We start from the raw sequence: 14,036 nt of genomic DNA on the forward strand, positions 1-14,036 counted from the left end.
GACCAGGAAAAACACGAAAAACGGGGGAGGCGGTACCGGGCCGCCGAAATTTCGGTCGCGGCAGACGTGACCGCCGGGTCATCATGACGACGTGGTTCACGGACGCGATGGCTGGGCAGGTGTTGCCGCACCGCGTGGGCCGTGACACGGCCCGCACGGGCCATCGACGAGAGGCAGAGGAACATGGTCTTCAGCAAGCAAGAGACGGCGGGCGCTCCGACGTGTTGGCACACGGCCAGGTAAAGCGTGTTCCCCGGTTGCGTCGACGCTTGATGTGAGGCTGTTTCCCATGTTCGATCCGGTCATAGCGCCCAGCGGTACGCTGCTCGGCCTGCTTCAGCGGGGTCGCGGCGACGGCACGCTGCATGCGCTCACCGCTCCGCGCTCCGAAGCGCTGGCGGCACTGAACCACTGTGTGCTGCACGACCCCCGCCACGACTGGCAGGTAGAGAACCGCTCTCTCTACTACGCCCGCCTCTACTTCGACCTGAACGGCGAACTGGACGCGATCGAGGGTCACCTCTTCGACCCCGAGGACGTCCTCGACGCCGACGAGTCACGGACCGGGCTCGCCCTCGCGGTCCTCGGTCATCTCGCCTCCTACGGAAGGCTGGACGCGCTCGGGCTGTTGCGCAGGTACGCCGCCCACGGTGTCAACTGGGCCTGGGCCCTGGACGAGCTGGCGCTGCGCGACGACGACGCCGGTCTGCGCTCCCTCGCCGTGCCCGTCCTGGCACGCTTCCCGCGCGACCCGGAGGGCGACGCCGAGCTGGCCGTCGCCGTGCGGGACGCCTTCGAACCCCGGCCCTGGCGGCTGTGGGCCGAGGATCCGCGCGAATCGATCGCCACGCGCGTGCGTGCCGCCCACGAGACGGGCAGCTTCGACCGATGGCAGCGCCAGATGAGCCCCACCGGGCCCCGTCCGGGCTGGAGCGTGCGGGCCGTGTTCGAGTGGGCCCAGCAGGGCGTCGAGCGCGGCGTCCCGCTCCACGTGCCGGCCGCCAGGTGTCTCACGGCCGTCGCCGGCCCCGACGACCGGCGCGAGATTGTCGAGGCCGCGCGGTCCGGCGACGAGGGCGCCCGCTGCACCGCCCTGCGTTATCTCGCCGACGGCAATGATCCGGACGCCCTCGACCTGATCGAGGACGCCGTGAGTACGGGCTCGGCGCCGGTCGTGGAAGCCGCAGTCGCCGCCTTCGAGCGCATGCGCAGCCTCGCCGCCGTCGACCTGGCGCGCCGCTGGGTGCACCGGCCCGACACCCTGGGCGCCGCCGCCGGGCGCGTCCTCGCCTGCCGGGGCGGAACGCGGGACCGCGACCTCGTCCTCGCCGCACTGCGGGAGGCGGTACGCGGGGAAGGCCCCGACGCGCCGACTCTGTGGACCCTCGTCGACGGCACCGGCCGGCTCGGCATCGTCTGCGCCGCCCCCGTACTGCGCCACATCTACCGCGAGACCGCCTCCTCCCACCTGAGAGGCCGGGCCGCCCGAGCGCTGGCCGCCACCGACTCGTCCTTCGCCGCCGCCTTCGCCATCGAGTGCCTGTGGGACTGCGAGGAGACCACTCGCGAAATCGCCGCCCGCCATGCCGAGACCGGCGACAACCGCGTCGTCGAACGGCTGCGCAGGCTCGCCGCCGACCCGGCGGAGGAGGACGAGGTCCAGACGGCCGTACGCAGCCGCTTCGGACCGGACGCACCCGCATTGTGAGCCGGGCGCACCTGTGGTGTGAGGACGCACCCGTCGTACGAGGCGGACGCACCCGTCGTACGAGTCGGCCGGAGAGCGCTGTGCGGGCGGGGCGACGCCGTGTGCCGTGTGCTCGCCGCCTGCCCGCCCGCGACCCGCGAAAGGTCCGCCGGGCGGCCGGCCTTTCCGTCCCTGCCGTGTGAACGACGGGTGACCCGCGGACCGGGCGGATATGGCCGCGGACCGACCCGCGCGGGCGGACAGGGCAAAGCTCACGACACGTTCCTCGGCCGGAAAGATCGACGTTGACACGGGCACGTCCAGTCCGGCGACAACACGGTTATGCGTGTCGTCATCGTGACCGAGTCCTTTCCCCCCGATGTGAACGGCGTGGCCCACTGCACGCTCCAGACCGCCCGGCACCTCGTCGACCGGGGCCACGACTGCGTCGTCGTCGCCCCCGCCCCCGCCCCGGGCAACGCGGCGGGCGCCGCAGCGCCGTGCCCCCTCGTCCGGATCCCCTCTCTCCCGCTCCCCGGCTACCCCCAGGTCCGCGTCGCCCTGCCCAGCCGGCGGGTGGCCGCCGCGATCGCCGAGCACCGCGCCGACCTCGTGCACCTGGCCGGCCCCTTCGTCCTCGGGGTCCGGGGCATGGCCGCCGCCGACCGGCTCGGTGTCCCCGCCGTGGCCGTCTACCAGACCGACCTCGCCGGGTACGCCCGTACGTACATGGGGGCGGGCGAGGCGGCTGCCTGGCGGCGTGTCCGCTCCGTGCACGCCGCCGCCGACCTCACCCTCGCGCCTTCCCACACGGCCCTGCGCGACCTCCAGGCGCACGGCGTGCCCCGGGTCGCGCTTTGGCCGCGCGGAGTGGACACCGTCCGCTTCCGGCCCGGCCGGCGTGACGAGGCGCTCCGCCGCGAACTGGCTCCCGACGGTGAGCTGATCGTCGGTTACGTCGGACGGCTCGCCCCCGAGAAGCAGGTGGAGCTGCTCGCGGGTGTCTGCGGCCTGGACGGCGTGCGCGTCGTGGTCGTCGGTGACGGGCCCAGCCGGCCCGGCCTGGAACAGGCGCTGCCGGGCGCGGCCTTCCTCGGCTGCCGTACCGGCGACGACCTTGCCCGGGTCTTCGCCTCACTGGACCTCTTCGCGCACACCGGCCCCTTCGAGACGTTCTGCCAGACCGTGCAGGAGGCCATGGCGAGCGGTCTGCCCGTCGTCGCGCCCGCGGCGGGCGGTCCGCTGGACCTCGTCGCGCACGGGCGCACCGGACTGCTGGTGCCGCCGCGCGACGCCGCCGCCTTGCGGGACGCGGTCTGGTCCCTGTCGGCCGACACCGCGCTGCGGGCCGCGTACGGGGCGGCCGGGCGAGCCGCCGTCGAGGGGCGCACCTGGACAGCCGTCGGCGACCGGCTGATCGGGCACTACACGGACGTGCTCTCCTCGCGGAAGGCGGTGCCGGCGGCATGAACGCGCTGCGGATCGTCCGGCTCGCCAACTTCGTCGCCCCCGCGTCCGGCGGCCTGCGCACCGCTCTGCGAGAGCTGGGAGAAGGCTTCCGGGCGGCCGGACACGACCCCGTACTCATCGTTCCCGGGGAGCACGCCGACGACCGGGAGACCGCGCAGGGCCGGGTGATCACCCTCCCGGGACCGCTCCTGCCGGGCACCGGCGGATACCGAGTCCTGACCGACAGACGGCGCGTGGCCGCGCTGCTGGAGGAGCTGGCCCCCGACCGTCTGGAGGTGTCCGACCGCACGACGCTGCGCTGGACCGGCAAGTGGGCCCGGAGGGCCAGGGTGCCGGCCCTGATGGTCTCCCACGAGACCACCGACGGGGTGCTGCGCGCCTGGGGCCTGTCCGAGCGGACCGCCCGGCGCACGGCCGACGCCCTCAACACCCGTACGGCGCACACCTACGCGCGCGTGGCGTGCACCACGGAGTTCGCCGAGCGGGAGTTCGTCCGCATCGGGGCCCGCAACGTCGTACGGGCGCCCCTGGGCGTCGACCTGGCCGGGTGGCACCCGGCGCTGCGCGATCCGGGGCTCCGCGCCGGGCACGCGCGCGCGGACGAGACCCTGCTGGTGATGTGCTCCCGGCTGTCCGTGGAGAAACGACCCGGTACGGCACTCGACGCGCTGTCGGCGCTCCGGCGGCGCGGCGATCGGGCGGTACTGGTGGTGGCCGGCGACGGACCGTTGCGCCCCCGGCTCGAACAGCGGGCCCGGGAGCGCGGGCTGCCGGTGACCTTCCTCGGACACGTCGCGGACCGCGCTCTGCTCAGCGCGCTCCAGGCGTCCGCCGACGTGTGCCTGGCGCCCGGACCGGCCGAGACCTTCGGACTCGCCGCACTGGAGGCGATGGCGTGCGGCACGCCCGTGGTGGCGAGCGCGTCGTCGGCGCTGCCGGAGGTTGTCGGTGTCGCCGGGGCCGTCGCCGCGGACCACGGGGAGGCCTTCGCGGACGCCGTCGGCCTGCTCCTCGGACGCCGGGAGGCCGACCGCCGGGAGGCGGCACGCGCGCGGGCGGAGTGCTTCGGCTGGGGCGCGGCGGTCGAGGCGTTCCTGGCCGCGCACGACGCGACGGCGCCCGCGCATCCCGTACTGCCCGACGCGTGTCATGACACGCGTCGGGCTCGTGGCGCTCGGTGACTCGCTGACCGAGGGAATGGGCGACCCGCCGGGGAACGGGTGGCGCGGCGGGGCGGCGGGGCGGCGCTGCGGGCCGCCGAGCTCGCCGGCCCGGCGGCAACGAGCGGTCAACGCCGTGGTGCACGCCCTGTCCGGCCGGTACGGCGCCGTACGCCCGCACGCGTGCGAGGGCGACTGGGTCACGGACCGCGCGATGTGGAGCGCGGACCGGCCGCACCCCGGCGAGCGGGACCACCGGCAGTTGGCCCTGCGCTTTCACGCACTGCTCGCTGCGAGCGGCGACGCGAGGGGACCCGCGCCCTCGCCCGAGAGCGACGTTCCCGTCCCACGAGGTCGGCGAGCCTGTGGTGGCCGGCCACCACAGGCACCGGCTGGGTGGCCCGGCGCTGCATCGGCCTCTTGCCCCGACTGCTCGCCCTGGCCGCCGACGAACTGCGCCACCGCGCGCGGGACGAGCGCCCGGCTCGACCTGCGTACGTCCGCCGGGGTCGCCGCCGCCCTGGCGGCCCTGTCGAAGACGAGGCGACCGGAGACGGCGTGAGGCCACAGCCGGCAGGACTTCGGGGCGGGAGTACGGCACTGCAGAGGATTGTTCAACGATTCCTCGGTACCCACGTTGTTTCGTACTGGTATCTGCGATTGAATTCCGGGCATGGCAGAGCAGTTGACGGGACTGGCGGACGACCGGGCCCTCCTCGGGCGGACCAGCACCGCCGAGCGCGTCTCCGACATCCTCAGGAGCCGGATAGCCGACGGGTACTTCCCGCCCGGAACCCGGCTGTCGGAGGACAGCATCGGTGGCGCGCTCGGGGTCTCGCGCAACACGCTGCGCGAGTCGTTCCGGCTGCTCACCCATGAACGACTGCTCGTCCACGAGCTGAACCGGGGCGTCTTCGTCCGGGTCCTGACCGTCGAGGACGTCGAGGACATCTACCGCACCCGCGCCCTCGTCGAGTGCGCCGTGGTACGGGGTCTCGGAGAGCCGCCGTACGTCCTGGACGGTCTCGCCGCAGCCGTCGAGGACGGGCGGCTGGCGGCCCGCGAAGGTGACTGGAAGGGGGTGGCCACCGCCAACATCCACTTCCACCGGGAACTGGTGGCCCTCGCCGGCAGCGAGCGCACGGACGAGTTGATGCGCAGCGTCTTCGCCGAACTGCGCCTCGCCTTCCACGTCGTGGACGACCCGCGGCGCCTGCACGAACCGTACATCGCGCGCAATGCCGAGATCCTCGAGGTCCTGGAGACCGGCGAGCGGGAGACGGCGGAGCGGCTGCTCGCGGTGTACCTCGAAGACTCACTGAAACGGGTCGTGGAGGTCTACCTGCGGCGGATCGGGGACGAGGGATAGGTCCAACCGGTCACCACGGCGGACGGGACCGCGAACGGGGGACCGCGGGCGGGGCCGCGAACCGGGGCCGGGCGCGGGCGGTGCCTGTCACGTCGGGGCCCATCTGTGCCGTTTGGGTCGTTGTCAGACCGAGGACCTAGTCTGTGCACCGTGACTTCGCCTGCATCGACGGACAGTGTTCCGCCCCAGCTCAGCGCGGGGCCGCGCCCTGCCCCGGGCCCGGCCGCCGACGAGGGGCTGGCACGACGGCTGCGCGCGCTCGCCTGCACGGCGCCGCTGCACGACCTCGACGCGCGCAAGGCCAACCTCGCCGGCGAGTACTCGGTGTACGGCATGGCGGAGGTCGCCCTCTCCGCCATCGACCTCGTCACGCTGAACATGGACTTCGACACGGGCGCCGATCACGATCAGATAGTGGCCCGACTGATCCCGCGCGTCGCCGCCCAGGCACCCGCACGGCCCGCCGCCGAGCACGAGCGGGTGGCCCGCTGGGTCCTGGAGAACCTGATCAACGTCGGCAGCGTCGACCGAGGTTTCCGGGCGGTGTACGGCACCTTCGGACCGGACGGCACCTACGTGCGCCGCGACTACGACTTCAAACTGCTGGAGGAGGTCCCCGGCCCCGGCGGCACCGTCTACCTGCGCACCACGGACGAGGCGGTCAACGTCCTCGTCGGCGCCCTGGACACCGACGTCACCAGCGCCCAGATCGCCGCCGAGGTCAAGCTGGAGGTGCTGATCAGCCGCGGCCGCCTCGCCGAAGCCCAGCTCGCCGCCGAGCAGGCCCGGTACCGGACCGTGCAGTACTCGGAGACCCTGCGCAGGGCCCTGGACGCCACCCGGCGCAACGTCCGCGCGGTGGACTGGCTCAGCGCGGTCCCCGACATGATCGCCGAGGCCCTGGACCACGTCGCCGACCGGTACCGCCACGAGAACGCGATCCTCACCAACATCCGCAAGGCCCGCGACGAGTCCGAGGACCCCGAGCACAAGCGCCGCGCCGCCGAGCTCGTCGACATCGTCAAGGACTGCATCCGCCGACACACCCAGCTCCAGTCCCGGCTCCTTGAAGCAGGCCCGCTCTTCCGCGCCGAGCAGGACCGGCAGGCCTTCGCCGCCCCGCTGACCACCTCGGGCCTGGACCTCTACGGCCATCTCGTCGCCCCGGTCCTGCCGTTGCCCCTGGAGCGGGCGCTCCGCGTCACCGACGCCTTCTTCGCACGCGGCACCGGTCTGCGCACGCCCGTCTCCGTCCGGGTCGGCGACCTCGTCGACATACTTCTGACGCCGCCCGTGGAGCGGGAGCACCTGGGCGCCGAGATGCCGGAACCCGACCTGATCGCCACCCCGGACGACAGCCGCTTCAGCGAGGAACAGCTCGCCGTGGCCATGGAGTTGCTCGACCTCCCGCACGACGCACCTCGCCGACTGTCGGGGCTGCTGGCCGACGCCCGCGCCCGCGACACGGAACTGCCCTACCTCGTCGCCCTGCTGGCCGTCCACGCGGCCAGCCCACCGGTCGGCACCGCCTACCGGCAGGGCGAACCGAAGCTGCTGTTCGCCGTCGACGACGGCACCGAGCTGGACGACCCCGAGTTCGGCGGCGCCGACCTCATCGTCGGCACCGCGCTGCTGGACGCGGCCGGGATGGCCGCGGACCGCACGGAGGCGGCATGACCGGCTCCCACGACCCCACCGCCGAGCAACAGCACAGCGAGCAACAGCACAGCAAGGAGTACCGACCGTGACCGAGCACGTCGACCGGAGCGAACCGGAGACGGGTGCCACACCGGCCACCGCGGCCGTCACGCCCGCCGACGCCGCCGACGCGGCGCGGCTCGTCGCCTTCGGCCTCCAGCCCAAGCTGCTGCCCGCGCGTGACCAGGAGTACGCCGACCTGCTGCGCCGGTACCGCGAGGACCCGCCCTTCGCCCGGCTCGCCGACGCCGTGGCGGCCGGCCTCGGGCTGATCGTCCTGGAGGTGTCCCCGCGCGCGGGGATGGCCGTGACCGCCGCGGAGGACTCGGTGTTCGCCGTCCGCATGGGCGACTACGCGCGGCGTGCCGCCACCGACTCCGGCGACCGCTTCCTGCACGGCCTCGCCCACCTTGCGCTCGCCGCCATGGCCTACCCGCGCCCCGAGGACCTCGCCGACGACGGCTACATCGGCCGCGTCACGGTCAACGGCGTGGACGCCTTCGTACGCCAGGCCTGCCGACGGCTGGAGGAGCGGGCGGAGGAGCACGGCGAGAACACCGACCCGGCCACCGACGCCCCGGGCCTGGAGGCCGCCTGGCGGATCTGGGCCAGACGCAGTTCGACCGGCGCCACGAAGGATGCGCGCAGACTCCCGGGCTCCACCACCGGCATCGTCGGCAAGGCCGCCGCGTTCCTCACCGAGTCCGGATTCCTCCAGCGCACCGGCGACGACAACGGCGGCACGTACCGCACGACCGCCCGCTACCAGCTTCAGGTCCGCGACATGGCAGGCAGCGCCGCCATGGCCGAGCTGCTCGACCTCGGCGTCGTCCCGGTGACCGACGGCACCGCGACGCTGCTGCCCGCAGAGGAGACGGAAGACCTGGAGTTGGTCGCCGACGCCGGACTGCCGTTCCACTCCTCCTGACACCGCTTACGCCCGTCCGCCTCCCCACTGCCACGAAGACTTACGAGAGTCCGCCATGTACGAGCTGTCCCGGGTCCGCCTCTACTCCATCGGACCCGCCGGTGCGCGCTACGCCGACACCGTGCTTGACCTGCGCGGTGTGGGCGAGCCCGTGCCCGACCCCGCGCCCACGCAGGCGGAGTTCTTCGAGGAGGAGCCCGTCGGCCCGCCGCGCCGGCCCGCGCCCGCCGGCGTGCTGTTCCTGGAGAACGGCGGCGGCAAGTCCGTCCTGCTCAAGCTGATCTTCTCGGTGATGCTGCCGGGCCACCGCAACACCCTGGGCGGCGCCAGCTCCGGAGTGCTGCGCAAGTTCCTGCTCGCCGACGACTGCGGCCACGTGGCGCTGGAGTGGCAGCACGTGCAGACCGGCGAGTGCGTCGTCGTAGGCAAGGCCAGCGAGTGGCGCGGACGCCAGGTCTCGGGCGACCCGCGGAAGTTCGCCGAAGCCTGGTACTCCTTCCGGCCCGGTCCCGGACTGACCCTGGACAACCTGCCCGTCGCCGAGGCCACCGCCGTCCGTCCGCCCGTCGAGGGCGTCTCCGGCGCCCACGGCCGACGGCGCACCATGAAGGGCTTCCGGGACGCGATCACCGAGGCCGGCAAGGCCTACCCGCACCTGGAGGTGCACTGGGAGGAGACCCACGACCGCTGGGTCGAGCACCTCACCGAGCTCGGCCTCGACCCCGAACTCTTCCGCTACCAGCGTGAGATGAACGCCGACGAGGGCGAGGCCGCCGGCCTCTTCGCGGTCAAGAAGGACTCCGACTTCACCGACCTGCTGCTGCGCGCCGTCACCGACACCCGCGACACCGACGGACTCGCCGACCTGGTCGGCGGCTTCGGCAACAAGCTGGGCCGGCGCGCCGAGCTGATCGCCGAACGAGACTTCACCGCGGGGTCCGTCGACCTCCTCGGCAGGATCGTCGAGGCCGCCGACGTCCGCACCCGCGCGCGGGACATCCACACCGCCGCCGAACGCCGGACCAGGACCCTGGCCCGCCGGCTCACCGCCCGCGGCACCCGGGAGCGGGCCCGGGCCGGCGACCTCGCCCAGCGGGTCACCGCCGCCGCGTACTCCGTCACGCACGCCGAGTCGGCCCGCGACCGCAGCGGCCTCATCGCCGCCGAACTCGCCTACCGGCACGCCTCACTGGCCCTGACGGCGGCCGAGAAGTCGGCCGCCGCGCAGAAGCGTGAACTCGCCGACGCGCGCACCCTGCACTCCGCCTGGCAGGCCGCCGAGGCCGTCCTGCGGCACCGCGCCGCAGCCGACCGGGCCGCCCGCGTGTCCGCCGCGATCCAGGAGGCCGAGCGGGACGCGGCCCCCGCGCTCGCCGCCCGTGCCAAGGCCGCCGTCGAGCTCGTCCGCGCCCTGCACACGGCGGCCGGGAAGGCCGAGCACCACGCCAACGAGGAGGAGGAGCGTTCCGCGTCCCTCCAGGAGGTCAGCGACGCCGCGCACCGCGACTCCACGACCGCCGCCACCGAGGTGCAGCGGGCCCGCAGCGAGGCCGGGCACCTGCGCCAGCGTCTCACCGAGGTCGAGCGGGAGACCGCCGAAGCGGTCCGGGCCGGCTGGCTCGACGACACCGCGCCCGACGCCGACCCCGCCCGCGCCGCCCTCGCGGCCAGCGACGCCGAGAAGAGTGCCGTCGAGGCGTGGGACACGATCCGTGAGACGGCACGCCGGGCCACCGAGCACGCGCGTGAGGCGGCGGCCGCCGAGAGCCGCGCCGAACTGACCGCGGCCCGGGCGGCGGACGCAGCCACCGCGGCCGGACACGCCCACGAGGCCGAGCGCCGCACGGCCGAGGCCCTGGCAGCCGAGGAGCGGCTGGCCGACCTGCTCGGCATGGCCGCCGGGACCCGCCCCGGCATCCCCCGGGCCCGCCGGGACCGGCTCCGCCAGGACGCCGACCGAGACCCGGCCGCCGCGGCCGACAGCGCCGACGGCGCACTGACGCCCGAGGAACTCGACCGCTTCGCCGACGAGCTGCGCGAACTGCTCGACGACACCGTCTCCTCCGCCGAACGCCAGCTGTTCGACCTGCGCACCGCCGCCGCCGACGACTCCCGCATCCTCGGCGCGCTCGGCGACGGCGGACTGCTGCCGCCCGGCCCGGACGTCCTGGCCACCGTGGAGTTCCTCGGTGAGCACGGCATCCCCGCACTGCCCGGCTGGCGTTACCTCGCGCAGGCCGTCGACTCCGCCGACCACGCGCGTGTGCTGGCCGCCCGCCCCGAGCTGGTCGACGGCGTGATCATCACAGACCCCGACTCGCACACCCGGGCCCGCGACGTCCTCGGCGACGCGGCTCTGCTGCCCCGCTCCGCCGTCGCCGTCGGCACGGCCGCCGCCCTGCTCGCGCCCACCCCGGCGCCGGACTCCGACACCGGGGACGTCTTCCTCGTACCGCCCAACCCCGCCATGCACGACGAGTACGCCGCCGACGAGGAGCGGCACGCCCTGCGCGCGCGGGCGACGGAGCGGGACGAGGACATCCGAACCCTCGCCGCCCGGCTCGGCAAGGACCGGGAGTTGGCGGCCCGGCTCGCTTCCTGGCGCACCCGCTGCCCCGCCGGACGCCTCGCCGAGCTGGCACGGACCGCCCAGGAGGCGCGCGCCTTCGCCGAGGAGACCGAGGCCGAACTGACCGAGGCGCGGACGCTGCGGGCCGAGGCCGACGAGAGCGCCGCCGAGGCCGTACGGATGCGGGACGAGCGGCAGGAGACCGCGCAGAAGGCACGCCGAGCCGCCGACGCCCTCGCCGGACTCGCCTTCCGGCTGCGCGAGCGAGCCGGCTGGCAGGTCAAACTCCGTGAACTGGCCGACGAGGGCGCCGAGGCCGAGGCCCGCGCCCAGGTCTGCCTGGAGCGGGCCCGCGCCGCCGACGAGGACCGCCGCGCGGCCCAGCGTGCCGCCGACGACGCCCGCCGCACCGCCCGCGCGCTGCGCGCCGAGCGCTCCGAGATCGCCGGCGCCCCCGACGACGTACCCCCCGAAGCGCCCGAGAAGGGCACGGACGCGCCGAAGACGTCCCTGCCCGCCCTCCGGGAGGCCTACCGCGCGGCCTCCCAGCTCTACGAGAAGGTGGGCGTCGGCGCCGACCTGCGGGCCGAGCAGGCTCGCGCGGAGAGCGACGAAAGCGCGGCGCGCGCCGACCTGGACCGGCTCAGCAACAAGGTTCGTACCCGGGCCGCGCAGCTGCTGGAGTCGCCCGACGGCTCCGACGGACCGTCCCGGCAGGCCGCCGCGGCCCGCGCCGAGGAGCTGGTCCAGCTCCTGGAAACCCGTGTGTCCAGCGCGAGCGAACAGCTCGGCCGGCTGCGCGGCGAGGCCGAACGGCACGCTCCCGAGGACGGCGACGTCCACACCGAACTCCCCGGGGAACTCCTTCCGCGCGACGCCGAGCACGCCCAGACCCTGCTGCGCACCGCGACCGCCGAACTCGCCTCCCGCACCGAGGCCCTCACCCAGGCCCGCGAGGCCCACGCCGAACTGCTCGACGCCCACCGTGCCGCCGAGGACGCGGCCGGCGGTTTCGACGAGATCGCCGCCATGCTCCGCGACCTGCTGCGCGAGCACGGATTTGAGGAGGAGTCGGAGGTCCCCGAGCCCTACCCGGGCGGTCTCGAGGAGGCCCGCCAGTCCGCCGCCGAGGCCCGCCGCTCGTTGCGCGGCTGCGCCGCCGACCTGTCCGCCGCCGAAGCCGCCGTACGCGAGGCGAGCGACATCCTCGTCCGGCACGCCAACTCCACCCGCTACGAGCAGGTCCGCACTCCCGCGCGCCAGCAGATCCGCGAGCTGCCCGCCTCCGCGCTGCCCGAACACGCGGGCAAGTGGGCGGACGCCTTCGCGCCCCGGCTCCGGGTCCTCACCGACGAGCTGGCACAGCTGGAGCGCAACCGCGACTCGATCGTGGACCGGCTGCGCGGCCTGGTCGAGTCGGCCCTCGCCACTCTCCGCTCCGCCCAGCGGCTGTCCCGGCTGCCGGAAGGCCTCGGGGAGTGGTCCGGGCAGGAGTTCCTGCGCATCCGCTTCGAGGAACCCGACCAGGCCACCCTCACCGAGCGGCTCGGTGAAGTCGTGGACGAAGCCACCCGCGCCGCCGTGAAGAAGAACTCCGACCTGCGCCGCGACGGCATGTCCCTGCTGCTGCGCGGTGTCGCCGCCGCCCTGGCGCCCAAGGGGGTCGCCGTCGAGATCCTCAAGCCCGACGCCGTACTGCGCGCCGAGCGTGTCCCCGTCGGTCAGATGGGCGACGTCTTCTCCGGCGGCCAGCTGCTCACCGCGGCCATCGCCCTGTACTGCACGATGGCCGCGCTCCGCAGCAACGACCGGGGCCGCGACCGGCACCGCCACGCCGGCACCCTGTTCCTCGACAACCCCATCGGCCGCGCCAACGCCACCTACCTGCTGGAGCTACAGCGGGCAGTGTCCGACGCGCTCGGCGTCCAGCTCCTGTATACGACCGGCCTGTTCGACACGACCGCGCTCGCCGAGTTCCCCCTCGTCATCCGGCTGCGCAACGACGCCGACCTCCGGGCGGGCCTGAAGTACATCAACGTGGAGGAGCACCTGCGGCCGGGACTGCCCCAGCCGACCCCGGCCGCCGAGGGCGGCGGTGAGGCGGTGCACAGTGAGATCACGGCGACCCGGATGTTCCAACGGCCCACCCAGTCACCCGCCTAGCCGTGCCGGGCGCGCCCTCCTGTTCCCGGACGGCCCCGACGTCCGGGACGTACAGCCAGTCGCACTCGACGACCGTGCGGTCCTCGGGCGAGCGGGAACATGCGGTTCGGATCACATGGTCCGACCAGTGGGGGAAAGGAGCGCGGTACTCGCTGTGGCCGGCCACGCCCCTTCACGCAGGGCGCGACGGGAACTCGCCCATGAGACCGGGTGCATGGGTCGGACGGCCGCACGGGCCCGGCGGACACTCGGCCCGTGCTGACACTCGGCCCCGTGCGGTCGGCCGTGCCGTGAAGCGGGGACCCGCGGTAGCCCGATCGCTCAGGAACGCGCCGAAACCGGCCGCTCAGGAGTGCGACAACTGCCCCGCGCCGCCCCGCCGGCGTATCCGCTCCTGGGCCCGCTCCGCGGACCGGGCCTGCCGCCTGGCCCGGCGACGCTCCCGTCGCATGGCCCGCGCGGTGCTGCTCGGCATCGATACCACGCCGTGCCGCTGATTCCAGACCTGCCGTGTCACCCAGACGTCCAGCACGCCCCACGTGGCCACCACCGTGCCCGTCACGCTGCCGATCACCATGGGGAACGCCAGCCAGGATCCCGCCAGCGTGCACAGGAAGGCCACCATCGCCATGATCAGTGTCACGGCGACGACGAGCACCGCGCGTACGGCCGCCGTACGCACCGGATCCGGCAGGCGACGTCGCCGCGCGGGCTCCTCCGCCCACAACGGCCGGTTGGCCGACTGCTGTTCCCGCGCTTCCCGCGGGTACGACTGCTTCGGCCGCGCCGGCCGTTCACATGCCGGCGCGTCCGGCCCAGCCACCGGAATGCCGCGATCCGACTCCTCGGGGACCGAGGGGGCCGTCGACTCGGCCGTACCGCCGTCCTTGGGCGCCTCGCGTCGCTCCGCCGTGCCCATCAACATGTCACTCCCCACCGCCAGCAGACAGCTCGCCCGCGTCCGAAGACCCGGCTCCCCTCTGGCTGCCCGG

Annotated in this window: 9 protein-coding genes and 1 pseudogene; 8 read left to right on the forward strand and 2 right to left on the reverse strand. The window is 74.3% G+C overall.

The window, feature by feature from the left end:
* The coding region (locus ABEA26_RS21835; protein ID WP_345594654.1) for a hypothetical protein at positions 1 to 197 on the reverse strand (197 nt) is incomplete at its 3' end.
* 92 nt (positions 198 to 289) lie between these two features.
* Here ABEA26_RS21835 and ABEA26_RS21840 point away from each other — a divergent pair.
* The 8 genes and pseudogenes from ABEA26_RS21840 (at position 290) to ABEA26_RS21875 (ending at position 13,044) form a co-directional block, all read left to right on the forward strand.
* Complete coding sequence (locus ABEA26_RS21840) at positions 290 to 1,708, forward strand: HEAT repeat domain-containing protein (RefSeq protein ID WP_345594656.1); 1,419 nt, start codon at positions 290 to 292, stop codon at positions 1,706 to 1,708.
* Positions 1,709 to 2,029: 321 nt separating this feature from the next.
* Positions 2,030 to 3,157: a glycosyltransferase family 4 protein gene (locus ABEA26_RS21845; RefSeq protein WP_345594658.1), complete on the forward strand. Its 1,128-nt coding sequence runs from the start codon at positions 2,030 to 2,032 to the stop codon at positions 3,155 to 3,157.
* Positions 3,154 to 4,338: a glycosyltransferase gene (locus ABEA26_RS21850; RefSeq protein ID WP_345594659.1), complete on the forward strand. Its 1,185-nt coding sequence runs from the start codon at positions 3,154 to 3,156 to the stop codon at positions 4,336 to 4,338. Before ABEA26_RS21845 ends, ABEA26_RS21850 begins: the two co-directional genes overlap by 4 nt.
* 88 nt (positions 4,339 to 4,426) lie before the next feature.
* A pseudogene (locus ABEA26_RS21855) lies at positions 4,427 to 4,879 on the forward strand (SGNH/GDSL hydrolase family protein); the annotation flags it as partial.
* Between the two features lie 111 nt (positions 4,880 to 4,990).
* The gene (locus ABEA26_RS21860) at positions 4,991 to 5,686 is read left to right on the forward strand and encodes a GntR family transcriptional regulator (RefSeq protein WP_345594661.1); all 696 of its coding nucleotides are present in this window, start codon (positions 4,991 to 4,993) and stop codon (positions 5,684 to 5,686) included.
* A 150-nt stretch (positions 5,687 to 5,836) separates the two neighbouring features.
* Complete coding sequence (locus ABEA26_RS21865; RefSeq protein WP_345594662.1) at positions 5,837 to 7,363, forward strand: hypothetical protein; 1,527 nt, start codon at positions 5,837 to 5,839, stop codon at positions 7,361 to 7,363.
* Between the two features lie 67 nt (positions 7,364 to 7,430).
* A complete protein-coding gene (locus tag ABEA26_RS21870) occupies positions 7,431 to 8,312 on the forward strand; it encodes a hypothetical protein (protein ID WP_345594663.1) in 882 nt (293 codons plus the stop codon).
* A 55-nt stretch (positions 8,313 to 8,367) separates the two neighbouring features.
* Entirely contained in the window at positions 8,368 to 13,044 is a 4,677-nt protein-coding gene (locus ABEA26_RS21875) for a hypothetical protein (protein WP_345594665.1), read from the forward strand.
* Between the two features lie 346 nt (positions 13,045 to 13,390).
* On the opposite strand, the gene ABEA26_RS21880 is transcribed toward ABEA26_RS21875, so the two are convergent.
* Entirely contained in the window at positions 13,391 to 13,969 is a 579-nt protein-coding gene (locus ABEA26_RS21880) for a hypothetical protein (RefSeq protein ID WP_425587878.1), read from the reverse strand.
* Positions 13,970 to 14,036 lie beyond the last annotated feature (67 nt).

Origin of the sequence: Streptomyces marokkonensis, assembly GCF_039539045.1 — a bacterium.
GTDB classification, from domain to species: domain Bacteria; phylum Actinomycetota; class Actinomycetes; order Streptomycetales; family Streptomycetaceae; genus Streptomyces; species Streptomyces marokkonensis.